Genomic DNA, 19,954 nt, shown 5'->3' on the forward strand with positions numbered 1-19,954 from the left:
ACAGGCAAATCATCAGGACGAAGAATATGCGAATTTCAGCTTTGACAATTGCCGGATCAATGGCGTTAGCCGGCTGGGTGATCTCTCCAGTTCAGGCTCAGATACCCGGTTTACCCGATGTAAACATACCTACGCCTAATACCATCAAGACACCATCAAAGGATGCCGTCGTTGCCAATTGTGTCCGACTCGATGGTCGCTGTTTATTCGAGATTGCGGCAAACAAATCGGAGTTACCCCTCACTACGGCTGGGGAAGTAGAGGGAGCAGAGGGAGCAGAGGGAACAGAAGAAGCACAAATCACTTTATCCCAACGCATTCAAGAAATAGAACAACGGTTACAGGATATCAGCCAGACTTACTTCAAAAACGAGAACGTTGAATTAGAGTTTCGCCAAGAACTAGACCAACAAAGCAATTTACCCGAAATTTACATCTCTCTCCTAGATAAGCAAGACAATCGGTTCAAAGAAGTTCGTTTGATGAGCGTTACCAATCAAGATGCTGATCTCACAGGAGTGCCGATAGAGACTAGAGCCGACGAAATTATCGAACAGCTAGAACAACAACTTCCCCAGGCAAAACAGGAACGGCAACCCGAATTTTTGAGGACTCGAATTAAAATTGCCGTGGGTACTGGCGTAGCCATGATTGTTGCCAGCTTACTCATTTATCGTTGGGAACGCCGCTTAAAACGCTCCAAACAACTGTTAGAGCCTTCTGAGTCAAATGCCGAACCAATATCCACTCAACTTACCCAAAACCAACAGCGAAATGTCAAAGAAGTTTTACATCGCCTGTTGCAATTAACTCAAGGCGTTATCTGGGTGGGGGGAAGTCTATTTATTTTAAGTCTATTTCCTTACACCCGACCCCTACAGGTTTTAATCCTTGCCAGTTTCCGGATTCCCATTCGGGTGGGTATTGTCGGCTTGGGAACTTACGTGATCATCCGTCTCTCTTATGCTTTAACCGATCGCTTCTCCTCTGCCATTGCTAGAAATCATTTACTGACGCCAGAAAGCGCCCAGCGAGCGCAGTTGCGCGTGTCAACGGTTTCTGGAGTAACCAAAAATATTATCACCTTGAGTTTGAGTTCGATTGGATTTTTAGTGGCGCTGGTGGCAATTGGGATTGATATTGGTCCTATATTAGCCGCTTTTGGGATCGTTGGTTTAGGTTTGTCTTTGGCATCACAAAACTTGATCAAAGATGCCATCAATGGCTTCTTTATTCTCTTAGAAGATCAGTATGCTGTTGGTGACGTGATTGGCGTGGGAGACGTTGGCGGATTTGTCGAAAAGATCAACCTCCGGATTACTCAGTTGCGGGATGCTGAGGGGCGATTAATTACGGTTCCCAACAGTGAAGTTAGAATCGTGGCAAATCTTTCCAGTAATTGGTCACGAGCAGATTTAAATATTCCCGTCACTTATCAAGCCGATGTTGATAAAGCATTGGATTTGGTCAGACAGGTGGCACAGGAGATGATTATGACCCAAATGTGGCGGGAGCGTATCCTGGATCAACCCGATATTTTAGGGGTAGATAACTTTGGCGATCGCGGTTTTATTATTCGGGTGTGGATTAAAACCCAGCCGTTGAAACAATGGGAAGTAGCGCGAGAGTTTCGCCGTCGTCTAAAAGTGGCATTTGATGAAGCGGGAATCTTGCTTTCAATGCCTCAGCAAGCGCTCTGGTTTAATAACACCTTACCGATGCAATCCTTGTCGAATGGTCACTCAAATGGCAATAGTCACCACGATGTTCAGGCAGAGTATGCTGAAATGGAATAGAGCCTCAATTCAGTGACGCAGTTCACTGTTAAATAAATCATTCATTCTTAGGAAGACGTAGCCATGCTACGTCTTTTATTTGTTTATAACTATTAAATTCAGTTTAAAACGTAATGGCGTGGCACACCTAACTTGACGGATAACGCTTACGTCCAGAAATCGTAGGGACGCACTGACGTGCATTGGTGTCAACTTAAGGTGAAAGTCAATGCTGGCAATGTTTTAAGCTGTTTCTATCTACTCCTCAACATTTTCCCCCTCATCCCCTAACCCCTTCTCCCACCGTGGGGAGAAGGGGAACTGGATTCTCTTGCTCCCCTCTCCCCGGCGTGGGAGAGGGGCTGGGGGAGAGGGGTTGAGCTTAAGTTGACACGGATGAAGGAGAAATCCGGTTTAATCTTTTTCTTGCACCCCCATAAGGGCGGGTTTCACTGATAACGTTTCTCTACAAGCCAATAACGTTACTAAACCCGCCCCTACACCTCCAATGCCCAAACCCCCTCGCCATTACAGTACAAATGTACTATAATAGGACTATCAAAGATTCTACGCCGTGAACGCCTGACCCCTAAACCATTCAAGATTGTTGCCATGATTAAGCATTACATCCTCAGCATCAACCCCAACGCCGAGTACGAGTGGGAACAACGCATCCTACGCCACCCAATCACCGCAGAACGCCCGGATTTCGCCAGTTTAATCGCCCAAGCGGTGGGAGATGAAGCGGGATCGTATTTAGTGGAGGTGAATATTGAAGTCAACCTTTTAGAGAAAGCCCCAAATCCTCAGCCTCAGAGGAATTCCCTAGATGGAGCCACCAAGACAGTCAAGTCCCAAGCTTCGGAATGGGTGGCGTAGTCGGTTAACTGTTTAGCTTGGATAACCGGATCAAGGATTGTCCGGATTGATACTTTCATACAGGAAGATTGACAATGAACATGAGTCAGTACCCCGCCGCGATCGCACAAGCCGCTCAAACTGTTAATGATTTGGACTCACAAATTCAGGCGGTGCAACTTAACATTCATCGCCTAGAAGCCAGTATTGACAAGCAAATTGCCTTCGATTCTGAGTTAAAAAATGACTCTCAACGCAAAGCACGTCGATTTGAGCTACTAGAGGTGAATTTGGAATATCAGCACGCCCTCAACACCGTAATGCGGCTAACCAATCAAAAGGCGAACGCTGTAGCTAACTTGGAATACTTGCGGAATCAGTTCAGTGTAGCCAAACTGGAAGCTCGACTGGCAATCGCCCGCCAGCTTAATGGTTCAGATATTGGTGATCTGTTGCTGGGCGTTTAATAGAGTAATTGCCTTGAGGAACGCCGGACAGGTTTTCGGGCTTACTGAGAATGGTGCAAGATCTGATTATAGCTATTCCAGGCTGGGTAAGTTGCCCAAAAGAAACTATGACTATTGTGACCTCTCAAGAAATTGCCCGATTCCGTTCTCAGCTTTCCCATAACCCCGAAGCCATGCAAGCGCTTGATGCGATTGAGGATTGCGAGGGGGATCTAGAAGACGCCGCGATCGCACTCGCGATTCGAGCCGGACAACAACCCCAAAGCGATAATGCTCGATGGTTAGACGATTTAGCCAAAAAATGCCGTGCGGTTATTTGTAAGCCGGAATTTCGCCAAGATTTGCTCAATGGCTCTTATTCTCAGGTGATTGAATACTTAGCCGGGACACCCCTACTTCCGGCGATTCTAGCAACACCAGTCCTGATGTCGGCTCTCAGCCAAGGCGTGACTAACTTTTGCGAACCGATTGATGCTCACTTTGAACAGGTTTATGGCGATCGCTCTCCTTAATTCGGTGCATCCCAACACCAGTCAATGCAACGCCAGTACAGCAGTCAGGGGAAGAAGGAAGCCAGTTCTGTGATATCGCGATCGCACCAGGTCACTTTAAAATCACCAGGATACTGTGAGCTAGACCAATACTTCCCCATTTTACAGTCGGTAGTATAAAGGCGTTGCACTAGACTAGACGACCCACGACCTCCAGTGGGTCTTTTTTGTGTTCGTTCATAGTTGCGCTTGTAGTTGCGCTTGTAGTTGCGCTTTAGCGCCAGTTCATCGTGGCGCTGACTTTACCATAAACCGCCCTATTCATTTTATTTCTTCTCAACCTGTTGTATCACAGCTAGTATAACTAGCGACAGATATTCCGATTCATGCAGAAGCATTTGTGCCAGCTACTTCAATAATCTACTGATTCAATTCATTGAGCATCAAGTTGACCAAAATAAGATTCAAGTTGTCCCCACCACGCACTCACCCCAATTACTTAGACTTCTCAGTATAACAATAGCCAATTGTAAACGGATTTACAGTTGTGGCAATAGTCATTTAAGTCGCTATCGGTAAATTCGCGATCATTTGGGAGAATCGATGTAATTTGTCTTATGGGGTAACAAATTTTATAATAGATCAAGCTGATAAGCATAAATGTGGGATTTTATGAGAACTATGATATTGGATGAATTTACCCAATTAACGGCGAAACAGGAAAAATGTCCTTCTGAATTACCCAAAGCATTGCAAGCGTTGTGGTATGACAAAAGAGGGGATTGGCACAGGGCGCATGACATCGTACAGAATGCCAGCGATAGTGATAGTGCATGGGTTCATGCTTATCTTCACCGCGAAGAAGGTGACTTAAGCAACGCCCGTTATTGGTACAGACGCAGTGGACAGTCACAATTTAACGGTGAATTGAATCAAGAATGGGAATTTATCGCGTCTAATCTGCTGGATAAAGTCAACGCCTAAACTAAATTGTAGGGGCAGGTTTAACCACTGTAGGGGCGGGTTTAGGGACTAAATTCAGATATTCACCGATAACGGAACAACAAAACCCGCCCTAATTCCTGTTCGTAGTAAGGGCTTTAGCCCTTAATCTTGTTGGGTTTCCTGCGTCAACCCAACCTACAACCCGCCTTAATTCTTGTTGTAAGGGCTTTAGCCCTTAATTCTGTTAAATCTCTTTCATCAACCCACGATGATGGGTAACACAGCAAAAATAGGAATAGATTTGACCATTGAATCGGGCGCACGTCGGTGCGCCCCTACGGTTTCCGGGCGTAAGGTGTGCCATAGCACGACAACCTATTCTTCCAAAAACTGAGACTTAATTTCCTCTAATTCTCTGTCCATTTGACTTTTAGTTTTTTGAGTATTGGCAGAACCTTTAGTCGGCGGTGTCGATTTTTGCGGCGTACTTTTAGATGTTGGCGGCTGCAAAAATTCAGACTTCAAATCCGCTAATTCTTTATCTAAACCTTTGCCATATTGAGGCGGATTTGGCTGGGACTTAATGGGTGCTGAAGCCGGAGGAGGTGCAGGTTTTGCGGGTTTAACCTTAGCCACAGGGGTTTGAGACTGTAAATCCTGGAGTATCTTCGCTACAGATTGGTAGCGCTGATTCGTCGCATTAACTAACATCTTATCTAAAATTTTAGCCACGCGATCGCTGACTGGATTTTTCAACCTTTGTCGCCATACCCAAACCCCCTGATTTACATCAAACAAGTCGAAGGGATGGATTCCTGTCAACAGATGGATACACATCACGCCGAGACTATAGATATCACTCGCAAATACTGCTTTCCCGATACTTTGTTCCGGTGCGACATACCCCACCGAACCAATTACCGTCCCGGTTCTGGCTAACGCTGTCCCTGTCGCCACTTTTGATGCGCCAAAATCGACCAAAAACAGTTGCTTATCGCGATTTCGACGAATAATATTTTCCGGTTTAATATCGCGGTGAATCACATGATGCTGATGAACAAATTGTAAAACAGGCAACAAATTATTCAACACATCGCGAATTTGGGCTTCTGTAAATGCGCCTTTTCTTGCCAATTCCTGGGCTAAGTCTTCGCCCTCAATAAACTCTTGCACCAAATATTGATGATTATCTTGACAAAAATACGCCAACAGTTCTGGAATCTGGGGATGTTTACCCAATTCATCTAACCGTACTGCTTCTTGAGTAAATAACTGCGCCGCTTTTTGGACGGTACTGGTTCCCTGGGCTTGGGGGAAAAACTGTTTAATCACACAGGGCGGATGAGACGGTTTATCTTCATCCACCGCTAAAAACGTGCGCCCAAAACCGCCTTGTCCCAAGGGTTGAACTGTGCGATATCGTTCCTTGAGGCGTACTTTTGACCCGCAGGTGAGGCAAAATTTGGTTCCGGCGGGATTTTGGGGGTTGGTACAGTTAGGATTGAGACAGTAACTCATGGGGATAGTTGGCTATTCAGCGTTTATCTCTATTTTGCCTCTAAATGAGGAGTAGTTTTTTTACTCTTATCCTTTTACCCTATTATCCTATTACTTTATTCCGTCTCTAACCCAAATGTCGCTGACTTAAGCATTTAGGGAGCGCCGAAACCCTTGATATACTGTAGGGTGGGCATTGCTCACCAACATACCAGTCAGTGACATTCCACCTAACCCAGTGTCCAAATCACTGCTTTTTCAATTGGTCAATCCACCTACTTAATAGTTATTGTGCCAAGATAAGATCCAACAGTGTCAACGCTGCCAGTTCTTGAATGTTGAGGCATTTTACCAACCGTGAGTTCTCGATAATCTGGGGCGAAGTCTATCTCTCTTTCAAATACGCTTTAACTAAAGCTTGAACGGCGAACAGCGATGATCCGTTATCGGTTATTTTTTCAATTAAACCCCGTTTCCTCAAAGATTGTACCGCCTTCAAAAAATCGGAATCAGACAATGCTAACTCGGCGGGTTTGAGGGAAATGTCTGCCGCATTTTGGTTCGCTAACCACAGCGTTACCATTTGCTCAGATTCAGATAATCGTTGATATTGTGCCTTTAATCTGGGTTCTAAGTCTCCCAGAAATAGATTGGGATAGGATAAGAAGCGATCAACGCTACTGTTAAATAAATCTTGGATGGTAGAAGCGATTATATTTAACCAGGATGGATTGCCGCCGTAACGTTCGATAAGTTCCCACCATTTATCCTCATCGGTTAACCCTTTGTTCGTCAAGAGTTCCGCCGCCGACTCTCCCAAACCACCAAGCTGTAATGTGCGGCAGTGGCGGTTTTCTCCTTCTAAGATAGCAATTTCTGTGGGTTTTTCCCAACTCATGAGGAGGAAGCAACTGTGGTGAGGTGTTCGCGCCATTTGTTGCCAGAATTTCCTGTAATTTTCACAATCTGGTAGATAGATGCCTGCTAATTCACCACTGGCAAAGAGTTCTTGGAGATCGTCGAGGATGATCAGGCAGGGATGCGATCGCAGATAGTCGATTAGGGAGGGAAGTTGGGTTTCTCTATCTTGAGAAAAGAACTGAGTTAAGTTGGTTTGTAGGCATTTCAGCGTCAGGGTTTCAGTGCAGTTGCGCCAGAGTATATAATCGAAATTATCTTTAATTTGTTCGATGAGTTCTCTAGCGATGGTGGTTTTGCCGATACCCGGTAATCCAAAGATAGTGACGATGCGGATTTTTTCTTGGAGTATCCACTGTTTGAGGGTGGTTAGTTCTGTGGTGCGGTTGTAGACGCGATCGCACTCCGGTGCTTCGGTTAAATCGTGGCGTTTTTCAGGTTTGTGGCTGGTGGCGTTTGAGGAGCGCGATCGGTGTTTTTTTGCTTTTTTTTTCTATTTTATGCAGGTTTTCGGTCAGGTGATACCAGTCTAAAATTTCGATTCTATCCTTATTCTCCCCAATTTCGGCAAAGATGTTCCATATCCCGTCATGTCCATCCCCTAAGCAGTACAAGGGTGAGGTTAATATTTGACTATTTATCCAATCCGTTAAAGATAGATTATCTTGAAAGAAAGCTCCGTAATAAATTCCTTGTAAGCGAGCTGTTTTATATTCTTGCCAAAAACTCGGTTCTCCTTTGTCTTCCATCCTCAAGCGAATTTTACCGCCATCAACGCTTATCTCTGATAACCCTTGTTTTAGATCCGGAAGTGGTAAGTCAATTTGGTTCACTTTTCGATGATGCGTGGAACGCGATAATAGCTTGCGAATAACTTTTCTCTCTTTTCCAAAATGGGATGATCCCTGATGGACGGGGAATTAATATTTGTCATGGGCTTATCTTCCATCGTCACGGCAAGGGTAGCGGGTTCTGCGGCGGGGTTAACCGATCCCGTGTTAGAGATTACACTGGAGTGGAAAGCCAAGGCTAAGGATTAAAATTCCATGTCTCTGGAAACACTGTTGCGGGACTGTACGGTCAAGCTTTCGCTCCCGAACCAGAGGGGCTGGGGGACGGGTTTTTTCGTGGCTCCAGGCTTGATTCTCACCTGTGCCCATGTAGTGAAAGCGCTGACAGCTCCGGGGCGGGTGCAGGTGCGATGGCAGCAGCAGGTCAATTTTGCCGAGGCGGAGGTGGTTGAGCAGGTTCTTGAATTGGATCTGGCGCTGTTACAGTTGCTGCCTGAGACTACGAATTTGACGGCTGGCTTACCTTGCGTTTGTCTGGATGAGGAGCTTCAGGCTGGTCAGGAATTCTATTTTTTTGGTTATCCGGATCATGATTTTGACAATGGTTGTCCGGTGACGGGTAGCTATGAGGGGCTGACGGGGGATGTGCCGCCCCTGATTAAGTTTAAGCTGGCTCAAGTGCGACCGGGTATGAGTGGATCGGCGCTGTTGAATCGGCAGACGGGGAAGGTCTGCGGGATGGTAAAGTTTACTCGCGATCGCACTTCGGATCTGGGGGGTGGGGCAATTCCGGCGTCTGTGATTTTGCAGGGGTTTCCCCAATTGAGGCAGTTGCAGCAGGATTTTCATGACCAAAATCAACACTGGCGCGATCTGCTAACCCAAAAAGCTGAATTGAAGAATTTTTCATCTAAAGGAAAAAGTGTCTTAGGTAACTCTTTATTTAAAGTATCTAAAACGAGAGTTGTATGTGTGTTTTTCTTCCTAACTCTTAGCACTACTCTAATATTTAGATTAACAGCTCAATCTCCATTAAATCCACCTTTCGGAAGAAGTTTTTATGATGACATAGAAAAAGTAGAAGTTCAAACAGAAAATGTTGAATTTGTGAACGTTGAGCATCTCCGCTTTGTAACCGAGGATGTGAGATTTACTAACATTGACGACGATAGACATGGGGACAGTAATTTACTTAAACAAACACTAGAAATAAGGTTTACAATCTACAACAACAGTGAATTCGAGATCAATATCTCGAATTTTCAGGTTGTTGTTTATAAAGAATACAGATCGATATTTTTAAGTTCTCGACTTAGACGTATAGTCAATATAACTCCAGAAAATCCTTTTATAATGCAAAACATAGTTTATAGTGTAGCTCCAAAAGATAGTGAATATTTCTTGTTAAGGTATAGAAATACAGTGGGCAATGGAATCATGAGCAGTGCTGATGTAGTTGGTGTTTTAGTGTATTATCACTCATCTTCAGGTGACGTCGGTAAGTTGAAGTCAGAAAAACTACTTCTTCTGGATTTCAATCCTTCTGAAATAGTTACATTTGATGAGTCCTACATCTTGAACAGAATTAAAGAGGTTGAAATATCTGAAGTTGATGAACAGCAGAAGGAAAAAAAGTTAGAAGACCTACGTAGTTTGCTAAGAGATATTGTTAGACACAAAAATCTTTGATTTAATTTCTGCTTCTTTTAAGTCGGTGCAGGCAGAAGTGTGGAATCCAGTCATGAAACTTCATGCTTTATCAGACCAGTGTGTCTGGCAGTAAATCGTAGCTCTAGTGGACGCTGGATCAGCGATGGCTCAATTCCAATTGCAAATAGCGGAACTTATCCAACAATCGCTGCTCATAAAAGGCGAGAATTTCGGGTCTAAATGGTTGAAGCTCTTGCTGTCCAAGATTTTGGAATTTCCAACTATAGCGCTTCGCTCTGGTCTAGTTACACTTGATTTTTAGTAACCTCTCATCTGGACTAAGCTTCAGCCCCTGAAGTTGTAAATACACGCCTAGCGACTTGCTATAACAATTTAGCACACCAACTACGGAAGACCCGATTAAATTCATTATAGGCTGCTTCCGCTTCTGATGATTCAGCGATCGCACTCCTGACGTTTCCACAAGGCAAAATAGTAGATACAACGTAACAGGAGGCAGACATGACACTCAATGAACTCTTGCCAGCCATTTATCAACTCAACCCTACCGACAAGCAAAAACTGTTCGAGCTTCTCGATCGCGAACTGCACCTAACCCTCCACACACCCGCCCCAGAACTCCAACCCGAAAACTTTGAAAACGAAGGTCAGTGGCTCATCGCAGTCTTTGATCGACACTTCAGCCAAATCGAATCTAACGAAATTCCCATCGAGCCACGGGAACCCATCCGAGTTGACGAAACCCTATTTGGCGAACCATGAAAATCATTCTCGACACCAACGTGATTTCGGAACTCATTCATTGGACAACAATAGCTTTAACCATTTTTACCCGGATTTCAAGAGAGTTTTGAGGCGATTAAAAGCTACAGTCCTTGTTTGGCAAGCTCATCCTCACCGCAGACATTCAATTCTCGTTAAGTTTATCATGGAGGGTGATAGAATCTCGAAGCGGGATAAATTGAGGAAAATCACCGATGCAAATTACCATCGACCTACCGCCAGATCTCGAACAAGACCTCATTCATCAAGCCACACAATCTAATATTCCCCTGCCTACTTTAATTGTGCAAGTGTTACGCCACACCATGCAAACGCCACCCATTTCAGTGTCCCAATGGCCAGAGGCGATTTTGTCTTATCAAGGAATCCCTGACTTCCCCGCTTTCGAGTCCTATCGGGATGAATTGCTTCCCCCTCGCGAACCGGAAATTTTCTAATGCAATACCTCCTTGATACCTGTGTTATCAGTGACTTCATCAAAGGCGAACCAGGTACTCAAAGCAGAATCACGCAAACCGCCCCAATCAACATTGCTGTTTCCTCAATTACAGTGATGGAACTCAACTATGGTTTAACCCTCAATCCACAACGGGCAGAAAAAATCAAACCCATTATTCTCAGTTTTCTGTCTTCTGTGACGATTCTCCCTTTCACAACTGCCGAAGCTGAAAAGGCGGCTGAGATTCGTGCCGTACTCAAATCTCAAGGACAGCCAATTGGGGCTTATGATGTCTTGATTGCTGCCACCGCACTGGAACATCAACTGATAATGATTACCGCCAACCAACGAGAATTTAATCGCGTTGTTGGTCTTCAAACTGAGAATTGGCGACAGACCTAGCTAGATGGTTTCTCCGATGTGGGTGGGGGCAAGAAACCGGGTTTCTGCGATAGATTTCGGTGAGGATGCAGAGATTGTTATAGAAACCTTGGTAGTCAGCGCTGTAGTGTTTATGGCGCTAAAGCGCAACTACGAACTTAACACGAACTTAAATTAAGGCGTGGGACGTTCACTTATTCAACACTGTGGTTAAATGCTTGGAATTGTTCCTGAGTAATCCGCCCCGCTTGATACAAGGTTTGGGTAATTTCTGAAATCGTTAACACGGAATGCGCCTGATAACCATTGTCCTTCAATCTATCTTTTACCCCCCCTTCGTGATCAATAAATACGACAATATCCTGTACGTTTAATCCCCCTGTCTCCAACTTTGCCGCCCCTTCCATTACACTCTTGCCACTAATCAAAATATCATCGACCACAACTACTGTTTCCCCTGGCTCAAAATGACCCTCAATCACCCGTCGCGTCCCATGGGCTTTCACTTCCTTACGGGGGAAAATCATCGGGTGATGCAGGCGCAGGGATAACCCGGTGGCGGTAGGTAATGAACCGTAAGGAATCCCGGCAATCCGGTCAAAGGTTAAATCTTGCAGAATCTCGGCATAAGCACTCAGCATTAGATGGAAAAGTTGGGGATTGGAGATAACTTTCCGTAAATCAATATAGTAGGGAAAAACGGCTCCAGATGCTTGGACAAATTCGCCAAATAAAATACAACCCATGTCATACAGTTGGAGAATTAAATCCTGATGGGGATGTTGTTCGAGAAAACAGACGTCGGGCGTCCATAACTCACAAGTCGAACCCTGTTGAATCTTTTGCCTTCTTGCCTGATTAATTTCCTCTCGCAGAGGTTGTATGGCGGCGGCGGGTTCCTCTGTGGCTAACATATCCTGGGGAACGGGAATTAATAACCCCTCGCCATTGGCATTTAACCCAGCCGCTAAAATTTGGTTGAGTTCAGCACCCCCCTCCGCCCAGATACTCCGGGCTAAAATTAAGCGTTCTGGGGCAATTGCCCGAATTTTTGCCAATACGTCTGGTGAGGTTGTGCCAACTTCTAGGGCTAAATCTTCCGGTGCGCCCCAGGTTTTGGCTTCCTTCACGACTTGCAGGTAAAGGGGGGTTTGGGGTTGGGGATACTGCTGAATCGCCACAGCCGCCGGATTGGAGGTGCAGCAGAGAATAAAGACGGCTTTACCAGGATAAATTAAAAAAGGAGCAACGTGGTCTTGTCCAGAATAAGGACTCAGTGTCACGGCATCCACCCGCGATCGCGTAAAAATGGTTTCGGCAAAGACGGTGCTAGTGTTTAAGTCACCATGTTTGGCATCTAAAATAATCGGGATGGAGTCAGGAATCGCCGCGAGTGTCTGTTCTAATAAGTTGAGTCCTGGTGCGCCCAAGGCTTTGTAAAAGCCAAATGTGGGCTTATAGGCACAGACTAAATGGGCGGTTTGCTGGATAATTACGTGCAGCCAATCTCTTAACCCATCAATGGGATCACCGGAGTATTCTCCGGTGGAGTAACGCTTGGGCATCATTTCCGGGTTAGGATCGAGTCCAACTACCAGTAAACTTTGATTCTGTGCGATCGCATGATTGAGTTTCTCAAAAAAGCTCATTGGACTTTGCCCTTGGCGGGTAGGGAATAGGTCTTCATCACATACTCCAATAATCCCTCGCAAGCATCGAAGAGTAAATCGATCACCTGGTTAAATCCCTCTGGACCCCCATAGTAGGGATCAGGAACATCTTGTATCCGATAACGAGTGGCAAAGTCACACATTAATCGCACCTTATCCCGATACTGTACTGAAGCGTCTAGGAACCGAATATCCCGTAAATTCTCCCGATCCATCGCCAAAATCAGGTCGAACGCTTCAAAATCAGGGATTTGAAACTGTCGGGCTTTGCCCTTAAGGATGATTCCCCGTTGGCTGGCGGCGAGAGTCATGCGTTCATCGGGAGGAGAACCAATATGATAATCACCTGTCCCTGCTGAGTCACAGACAATACTCTCCTGTAGTTCCGCTTGTTCAATTAAGTAATTCATAATGTTCTCGGCGGAGGGAGAACGGCAAATATTACCAAGGCAGACAAAGAGTAGCTTGCAGGGCATAGGTATAATGGATAGTTCTGTACAAATATGGATTTTAACCCACGCTCAGATGTAACCCTGCCATTTTAATGTCAGTCTTATGACCCCATCCGTGTTAAGTTTAGCAACGCAGCCGCCCGATTCTGTGATGATTTGAGGAAAGTATTTGATGTTCAAGTCGCGCCGCCGTCGCACCTACCGTAAGCGCCGCCGCCCCTTCCCGTTGCTCACGATCATTTTAGCGATTCCGATTATCTTAATTCTCCTAGAATTATCCACTCGGCTGTTGGTTGGTGTCATGGGCAAAACCGCTGAGTTAGCCGCTTACGAGGGTGAACCAGCGATCGTGAATGTTTACCGCCTCAAGTTTTTGAATGAAAATGACCAGCCTTACGAGGGTTTATCCGAACAGGGGCGACTTGCTGCCCACCGTAGTCTCGCTGTGGGCTATCAGCTTGAAGGTGAGCAAACCAGCAATTTTTGGCAGATTAATCCCCAAGGATTCCGCGATACTGAACCTGTTCCCCTAGACAAACCCAACAATGAATTTCGGATTTTTTTGCTGGGAGGATCAACCGCATTCGGTCAATGGAATCCCAGTAATCAAGCCACGATCGCAGCTCAACTGGAAGCACGTCTGAAGGAACGGGTTGCTCAACAACAGCGTTCTCCGGAGAAATATCGACCCACAGATCTGCCCTTCTATAAACCGGATTTAGAAAAGGCGTTGGCGTTGCCTCCTAAAATTAAAGATGGTCAATATCGGGTGATTAATGCGGCTGTACCGGGGTATGCATCAGGGAATGAATTGGCTCAGTTAGCGTTGCAGATTTTGCCCTATCAACCCGATGCGATCGTGGTTTTGGATGGATACATGGACTTGCTCCTACCGAGCGATCGCATGGCAACGGACATTCCCCATATTGAAACCTTTCTTAGTAATGCCTCTGGGCATTTTTGGACGCACCTCTCCCAAGAGTTATCCTCTGTGGTGACAAATACCTATCTGATTAAAGCCATCCAATACTGGATAGTACGTCCCCAACCCTCGGTGAGTCGCCTGAGTTTAGCGGCGTTGAATGGTACAGCCCACCTAGCCAACTATCTTCCCCCTGACTCAGAGGAACTGCAAGAACGAGTTACCCGTTATCGCGATCGCCACAAGCAAATGATTCGCTTGGCAACTGGGGCATCTGTTCCTTTAATTATTGCCATACAACCCGAAATTACGGGTCGTGGGGGTAATCAACAGATTTCACTCAGAGAGCAGGAAATTTTGGTTGAATTGGGAGCAGACTACCAGACACGCATCCAAGATGCCTATATCGCTTTAGCTAAATCACTGGCTCAGCTTCAAAGCTGGTATCCCGACAATGTTAAAACGCTCAACTTCTACAACATTTATAACGATTTTTCTGATCGGGCGTTTTGGGATGCGATTCATTTGACTGAAGAAGCCAACCGCATCTTATCTGAGCGCTTATACCAAACGCTGACGGCTTCATCTGAGCTGCAAGTGCCACCGTCCCGACCTATACCTTAGGGGCTGCTGAATAAGTTGTGGGGTTGTAGAGACTCCTCCGGTGGAACGTTTGGGAGATGGGGAAGATGGGAAAAAGTGTTAACCTATGCCTTACAGTCAATTTACTATCGGCAAAGTCAAAGAAGAATTTAACCTAACAACTGTTGAAGGGGTGCGCTTTTTCCCAAACTCCTTAGAACCCATCACACCAAGTTCCAGACTGCAAGGCATTTTAGAGGATTTACCCTGGGCGATCGCGGTTGATACCGAAAAAGCCCGCTCCTGCGGCTAAAAGCGCGAATGTGAGAATGGCAACGGCGAGAAATGTCGCGCTTCGCCGAAAGAAGGTTTCGTATTTGATTGTCTGCATGATTATGATTGCGTAGAAATATTAAGCTTTGTTAATTATTATCATAAATTTTGGCTGGAGTGGTTGACAAAACCCGCATTTTGTCAACAGGATTTGACGTGGAAAAATGGCACTCAAAAACCAGCCTGACTTGAATGGTCTTGATGAGCTTTCCGAATTGAAAGGAGAAAACGACCGATTGGCCATACCATAGGTTGATGGCTTGATGTAGAGCGCGTTGTAAACTAAATGATGTAATTATTCTGCGAGCGTAACTAATGATTTGGCTTGTCCCGCAGTTTTCATCAATTACAGTTCAACCACATTTGGCGTATGAACAATTTAGAAAACCCCCAAGATAATCAATGGCATTCTTTAGCCGTTGCAGAAACCTTAGAGCGAGTTCAACTCAATCGCCAACAAGGGTTAAGCCAAGCTGAAGTTCGAGAACGGAAAAATAAATTTGGTTCTAATACCATCGAAGCCAAAGGGGGCAAAAATCCAGTTCTCAAGTTTTTAGAACAATTTAATCAACCGCTCCTTTATATATTGATTCTTGCCGGGATTGTTAAAGCTTTTTTAAATGAATGGACAAATGCTTGGGTGATTTGGGGCGTTGTCTTTATTAATGCTGTTGTCGGCTTTGTCCAAGAAATGAAAGCTGAAAACGCGATCGCGGCCTTATCTTCTTCTGTTCAAACCGATGCAACCGTTCGCCGCGATAGCAATAAAACCACCGTTTATTCAGCCGAATTAGTGCCGGGGGATTTGGTCTTTTTAACCTCTGGTGATAAAGTCCCGGCAGATTTACGCTTAATTGAAGTCAAAAACTTACAAGTGAATGAATCGGCATTAACCGGGGAATCAACGGCAGTCGAAAAAAACACCGAAGCCGTTGCGGTTAATACCCCCTTAGCCGAACGTCACAGTATGGCTTATGCGGGCAGTTTTGTCACCGCAGGTCAAGCCCAAGGGGTCGTGATTGCCATTGGGAAAAACACCGAAACCGGGCGTATTTCTCAATTAATGGACAAACAAGCTAATCTGATTACTCCCCTCACCCGTAAATTCGATAAATTTAGCCGCCAACTGCTCTACGTTATTTTAGGCGTTGCCACCTTTACCTTTGTTGTCGGTTTGGGTTATGGAGAAGCCTGGACATCGATGTTTGAAGCGGCCATTGCTTTGGCTGTGAGTGCCATTCCCGAAGGTTTACCCGCCGTGGTCACCATTGCCCTAGCCATTGGGGTGTCGCGCATGGCCAATCGTCACGCCATTATCCGCAAATTACCCGCCGTCGAAACCCTGGGAAGCGCTACGGTTATTTGTTCGGACAAAACCGGAACCCTGACAGAAAACCAAATGACGGTGCAAAGCATCTATGCAGGCAATCAACATTATCGCGTGTCGGGAAGCGGTTACACTCCCGAAGGCCAAATTTCCCAAGACGAACAAACCGTTAAGGTTGAAAAAACCCCTGTTCTCAAAGATTGTCTGATTGCAGGTTTGCTTTGTAATGACTCCCATGTAGACAAACAGGAAGACACTTGGAAGGTAGTCGGTGACCCCACCGAAGGTGCATTGATTACCGCCGCACGCAAAGCCGGATTTTGGGCGAACGATCTAGAAGAAAAGCAACCCCGCTTAGATACCATTCCCTTTGAATCCGAGCATCAGTATATGGCTACCTTGCACGAAGATAAACAGCAAGGGGAGAAAGTGGTTTATTTGAAAGGGTCAGTCGAAGCGGTGTTGTCTCGGTGCGAGGCGGTTTTAGATGCCGATGCTCGTCCTCAAGCCCTCAACGCCGCGCAAATCCACGAAATTGTCGAAACCATGGCCGCAGAAGGCTTGCGCGTTTTGGCGTTAGCTCGTAAAACCGTTCAGCAAAACGTAATTGAGCCAGAAGATATCAATAGCGGGTTTCAATTTTTGGGCTTGCAGGGCATGATCGATCCGCCTCGTCCCGAAGCGATTAAAGCTGTAGAAGCCTGTAAAAACGCCGGAATCCGCGTCAAAATGATTACGGGGGATCATAAGGTCACAGCGAAGGCGATCGCGCTGCAAATGCGCTTAAAACGCCAAGGAGAGACGATCGCGTTTACGGGTCAAGAACTCTCGGAGATGAATGAAACCGAGTTAGCCAATGCAGTAGAAGATGGGGTTGTGTTTGCTCGCGTCGCTCCCGAACAAAAATTGCGCCTGGTTGAAGCTTTACAATCTAAAGGCGATGTGGTGGCAATGACTGGGGATGGGGTGAATGATGCTCCGGCGCTCAAAAGCGCGGATATTGGCATTGCTATGGGGAAAGCGGGAACCGAAGTGGCTAAAGAAGCGGCGGATATGATTCTCACCGATGATAACTTTGCTTCGATTGAAGCGGCGGTAGAAGAAGGACGCACAGTGTATCGCAACTTAATGAAAGCGATCGCGTTTATTCTACCGGTGAATGGGGGCGAGTCGATGACGATTTTTATTAGTGTATTACTGGCTCGCGCTGAGTTTCTGCCGATTTTATCGTTGCAAGTGCTGTGGCTGAATATGGTGAACTCTATTGCCATGACGGTTCCTTTGGCTTTTGAACCGAAAGCCAATAATGTCATGCAACAACCGCCTTTATCGCCTCATCAACCGTTACTCAATCGCAGTTTAATTAAACGCATTGTGCTAATTTCGCTGTTTAATTGGATTGTGATTTTTGGCGTTTTTGAGTGGATTCGCACGACCACGGGCAATATCGATTTAGCCCGGACGATGGCGATTCAAGCTTTAGTGGCCGGACGGATTTTTTACTTACTCAGTTTGAGTCAAATCGGGCTGACCTTGTGGGGGAAACTGCGCGGTCGCGTCGATCGCGTTGCGTCTGTACCGATGATTTGGGTGGGGATTGGCGTAACGATTGTTTTGCAGGCGATTTTCAGTCAATGGGGCGTGATGAATAACTTGTTTGCCACTTACCCGTTGAATCTGAATCAATGGCTGATTTGTTTGGTTATTGGACTGCCGATTGTAGTGGTGGCCGCGATCGCCAACCGCATTGATCCACCGAATGTCAGTCAGCAGTAGCTCAGAAGAATGTGTTTGATACAAAAAAGCTCCTGTCTAGACAGGAGCTTTCAAGTTAATTAACGTTCAACTGATGAAATGGAAACCTAGTCCAGATCACCCATAAACAATACTGGCTCACTCTCACGGTCAATACCTTTTTCAAATCCAGCAACAGCCGCACGAGCGCGACCCGCATGCCAGAGGTGACCGACTAAGAAGAAGAATCCTAAGATAAAGTGAGCCGCCGCCAACCATGCACGGGGATTAACGTAGTTAAACCCGTTCATTTCCGTGATGATGCCACCAACGGAGTTGATCGAACCGTTCGGTGCATGGGTCATGTATTCAGCCGCACGGCGCAGTTGCCAAGGCTGAATATCATTTCTCAGCTTGTCTACATCCAGTCCGTTAGGACCACGTAGGGGTTCTAACCAAGGACCTTGGAAGTCCCAGAAGCGCATGGTTTCACCACCGAAGATGATTTCTCCAGTGGGAGAGCGCATCAGGTATTTACCTAGACCAGTAGGACCTTGAGCAGAAGCAATGTTTGCCCCTAACCGTTGGTCACGCGCTAAGAAAACGAAGGACTGAGCCTGAGATGCTTCAGCGTTGGTTGGACCATAGAATTCGCTGGGATAAGCGGTGTTATTGAACCAAACAAACGCTGATGCGATAAAGCCCATCAGGGACAACGCACCTAAGCTGTAGGAGAGATAAGCTTCTCCAGACCAGATGAAGGCGCGACGTGCCCAACCAAAGGGCTTGGTGAGAATGTGGAAGATACCGCCAGAAATACAGATCAGACCGATCCAAATATGTCCGCCGATAATATCTTCCATGTTGTTGACGCCGATGATCCAACCTTCTCCACCAAAGGGAGAGGTGGTTAGATAACCGAAGATCACGGCTGGGTTTAGCGTTGGGTTGGTGATGATCCGCACGTCACCACCGCCGGGTGCCCAAGAATCATAAACACCACCCACAAACATGGCTTTGATTACGAGCAGTAAAGCACCGAGACCTAAAACAATCAGGTGGAACCCGATGATTGTGGTCATCTTGTTCTTATCTTTCCAGTCGTAACCAAAGAAGGCGGAATACTCTTCTAAGGTTTCTGGACCACGAACGGCGTGATAGATACCGCCGAGACCCAGAACGGCAGAGGAAATGATGTGCAGCACCCCAACGACAAAGTAGGGGAATGTATCAATCACTTCACCACCGGGACCTACACCCCAACCTAGGGTAGCTAGGTGAGGTAAAAGAATTGCGCCCTGTTCATACATGGGCTTTTCGGGAATAAAGTGGGCAACTTCAAATAAAGTCATTGCCCCAGCCCAGAAGACAATCAGTCCAGCATGGGCAACATGAGCCCCCAGTAATTTACCGGAGAGGTTGATCAAACGGGCATTACCCGCCCACCAGGCAAAACCTGATGATTGTTGGTCGCGGTTTCCCGCCACCATGGAACTACTAGAGAGCGTTACCACGGGGTAGTACCTCCTCAGGGAATTCAAACTTCTGGTGTGGTTGGTCTTGAGGCGCCAGCCAAGCCCGGACTCCTTCGTTGAGCAGAATGTTCTTGGTGTAGAATGTCTCAAATTCGGGGTCTTCTGCTGCCCGGATTTCCTGGGACACGAAGTCATACGCCCGCAGGTTTACCGCTAAGCCAATCACACCCACTGAACTCATCCACAAGCCTGTCACTGGGACAAACAGCATGAAGAAGTGCAGCCAGCGCTTATTGGAAAAGGCAATCCCGAAAATCTGAGACCAAAAGCGGTTCGCCGTCACCATCGAATAGGTTTCTTCGGCTTGGGTGGGGTTAAACGCCCGGAAGGTGTTTGACCCTTCACCGTCTTCAAACAAGGTGTTTTCTACCGTTGCACCGTGA

Annotated in this window: 19 protein-coding genes and 3 pseudogenes; 14 read left to right on the forward strand and 8 right to left on the reverse strand. The window is 46.2% G+C overall.

What is annotated here, in order from left to right; translation table 11 throughout:
• Nucleotides 1–26 precede the first annotated feature (26 nt).
• The 5 genes from RID53_RS20395 (at nt 27) to RID53_RS20415 (ending at nt 4,575) form a co-directional block, all read left to right on the forward strand.
• Complete coding sequence (locus tag RID53_RS20395) at nt 27–1,796, forward strand: mechanosensitive ion channel domain-containing protein (RefSeq protein ID WP_446389830.1); 1,770 nt, start codon at nt 27–29, stop codon at nt 1,794–1,796.
• Nucleotides 1,797–2,387: 591 nt separating this feature from the next.
• Complete coding sequence (locus tag RID53_RS20400) at nt 2,388–2,654, forward strand: hypothetical protein (RefSeq protein WP_446372960.1); 267 nt, start codon at nt 2,388–2,390, stop codon at nt 2,652–2,654.
• A gap of 74 nt (nt 2,655–2,728) precedes the next feature.
• Nucleotides 2,729–3,100: a hypothetical protein gene (locus tag RID53_RS20405; RefSeq protein WP_006101408.1), complete on the forward strand. Its 372-nt coding sequence runs from the start codon at nt 2,729–2,731 to the stop codon at nt 3,098–3,100.
• 107 nt (nt 3,101–3,207) lie between these two features.
• A complete protein-coding gene (locus RID53_RS20410) occupies nt 3,208–3,612 on the forward strand; it encodes a hypothetical protein (protein WP_446372947.1) in 405 nt (134 codons plus the stop codon).
• 660 nt (nt 3,613–4,272) lie between these two features.
• Nucleotides 4,273–4,575 carry a hypothetical protein gene (locus RID53_RS20415; RefSeq protein ID WP_446389847.1) on the forward strand — a complete coding sequence of 101 codons (303 nt, stop codon included), beginning with the start codon at nt 4,273–4,275 and terminating at the stop codon, nt 4,573–4,575.
• Between the two features lie 336 nt (nt 4,576–4,911).
• On the opposite strand, the gene RID53_RS20420 is transcribed toward RID53_RS20415, so the two are convergent.
• The 4 genes and pseudogenes from RID53_RS20420 to RID53_RS20435 form a co-directional block, all read right to left on the reverse strand.
• On the reverse strand, nt 4,912–6,054 hold the full coding sequence (locus RID53_RS20420) for a protein kinase domain-containing protein (RefSeq protein WP_446389831.1): 1,143 nt from the start codon (nt 6,052–6,054) through the stop codon (nt 4,912–4,914).
• Nucleotides 6,055–6,418: 364 nt separating this feature from the next.
• Entirely contained in the window at nt 6,419–6,967 is a 549-nt protein-coding gene (locus RID53_RS20425) for a hypothetical protein (protein WP_446389832.1), read from the reverse strand.
• 69 nt (nt 6,968–7,036) lie between these two features.
• Nucleotides 7,037–7,318 (reverse strand): annotated as a pseudogene (locus RID53_RS20430) (NB-ARC domain-containing protein); the annotation flags it as partial.
• A gap of 118 nt (nt 7,319–7,436) precedes the next feature.
• Nucleotides 7,437–7,811, reverse strand: a pseudogene (locus tag RID53_RS20435) (ISKra4 family transposase); the annotation flags it as partial.
• Between the two features lie 48 nt (nt 7,812–7,859).
• Here RID53_RS20435 and RID53_RS20440 point away from each other — a divergent pair.
• From RID53_RS20440 to RID53_RS20465, 6 genes are all read left to right on the forward strand, one after another.
• Nucleotides 7,860–7,991: a hypothetical protein gene (locus tag RID53_RS20440; protein ID WP_446389833.1), complete on the forward strand. Its 132-nt coding sequence runs from the start codon at nt 7,860–7,862 to the stop codon at nt 7,989–7,991.
• A gap of 6 nt (nt 7,992–7,997) precedes the next feature.
• The gene (locus RID53_RS20445) at nt 7,998–9,431 is read left to right on the forward strand and encodes a S1 family peptidase (protein ID WP_446389834.1); all 1,434 of its coding nucleotides are present in this window, start codon (nt 7,998–8,000) and stop codon (nt 9,429–9,431) included.
• Nucleotides 9,432–9,914: 483 nt separating this feature from the next.
• The gene (locus RID53_RS20450) at nt 9,915–10,175 is read left to right on the forward strand and encodes a hypothetical protein (protein WP_446389835.1); all 261 of its coding nucleotides are present in this window, start codon (nt 9,915–9,917) and stop codon (nt 10,173–10,175) included.
• A gap of 215 nt (nt 10,176–10,390) precedes the next feature.
• Nucleotides 10,391–10,633 carry a hypothetical protein gene (locus RID53_RS20455; protein ID WP_446389836.1) on the forward strand — a complete coding sequence of 81 codons (243 nt, stop codon included), beginning with the start codon at nt 10,391–10,393 and terminating at the stop codon, nt 10,631–10,633.
• Entirely contained in the window at nt 10,633–11,037 is a 405-nt protein-coding gene (locus RID53_RS20460) for a PIN domain-containing protein (protein WP_446389837.1), read from the forward strand. Before RID53_RS20455 ends, RID53_RS20460 begins: the two co-directional genes overlap by 1 nt.
• Before the next feature lie 4 nt (nt 11,038–11,041).
• Nucleotides 11,042–11,194 (forward strand): hypothetical protein, encoded by a 153-nt coding sequence (locus RID53_RS20465; RefSeq protein ID WP_446389838.1) that lies wholly within the window; start codon nt 11,042–11,044, stop codon nt 11,192–11,194.
• Nucleotides 11,195–11,210: 16 nt separating this feature from the next.
• Here the strand turns inward: RID53_RS20465 and RID53_RS20470 are convergent, their stop codons facing one another.
• The gene (locus RID53_RS20470) at nt 11,211–12,665 is read right to left on the reverse strand and encodes a bifunctional orotidine-5'-phosphate decarboxylase/orotate phosphoribosyltransferase (RefSeq protein WP_446389839.1); all 1,455 of its coding nucleotides are present in this window, start codon (nt 12,663–12,665) and stop codon (nt 11,211–11,213) included.
• The gene (locus RID53_RS20475) at nt 12,662–13,162 is read right to left on the reverse strand and encodes a low molecular weight protein-tyrosine-phosphatase (RefSeq protein ID WP_446389840.1); all 501 of its coding nucleotides are present in this window, start codon (nt 13,160–13,162) and stop codon (nt 12,662–12,664) included. The genes RID53_RS20470 and RID53_RS20475 overlap by 4 nt, the downstream gene beginning before the upstream one ends.
• 148 nt (nt 13,163–13,310) lie before the next feature.
• Between RID53_RS20475 and RID53_RS20480 the strand changes: the two genes are divergently transcribed.
• The 3 genes from RID53_RS20480 (at nt 13,311) to RID53_RS20490 (ending at nt 18,078) form a co-directional block, all read left to right on the forward strand.
• A complete protein-coding gene (locus tag RID53_RS20480) occupies nt 13,311–14,684 on the forward strand; it encodes an SGNH/GDSL hydrolase family protein (protein WP_446389841.1) in 1,374 nt (457 codons plus the stop codon).
• Nucleotides 14,685–14,769: 85 nt separating this feature from the next.
• On the forward strand, nt 14,770–14,955 hold the full coding sequence (locus tag RID53_RS20485; RefSeq protein WP_446389849.1) for a hypothetical protein: 186 nt from the start codon (nt 14,770–14,772) through the stop codon (nt 14,953–14,955).
• A 390-nt stretch (nt 14,956–15,345) separates the two neighbouring features.
• The gene (locus tag RID53_RS20490; RefSeq protein ID WP_446389842.1) at nt 15,346–18,078 is read left to right on the forward strand and encodes a cation-translocating P-type ATPase; all 2,733 of its coding nucleotides are present in this window, start codon (nt 15,346–15,348) and stop codon (nt 18,076–18,078) included.
• Between the two features lie 86 nt (nt 18,079–18,164).
• Here RID53_RS20490 and psbC read toward each other — a convergent pair whose 3' ends face one another.
• Nucleotides 18,165–19,526 (reverse strand): photosystem II reaction center protein CP43, encoded by a 1,362-nt coding sequence (gene psbC, locus RID53_RS20495; RefSeq protein WP_446389848.1) that lies wholly within the window; start codon nt 19,524–19,526, stop codon nt 18,165–18,167.
• 7 nt (nt 19,527–19,533) lie between these two features.
• Nucleotides 19,534–19,954: pseudogene (locus tag RID53_RS20500) on the reverse strand (photosystem II D2 protein (photosystem q(a) protein)); the annotation flags it as partial.

Origin of the sequence: Coleofasciculus sp. B1-GNL1-01 (genome assembly GCF_040220235.1) — a bacterium.
Lineage (GTDB): Bacteria > Cyanobacteriota > Cyanobacteriia > Cyanobacteriales > Coleofasciculaceae > Coleofasciculus.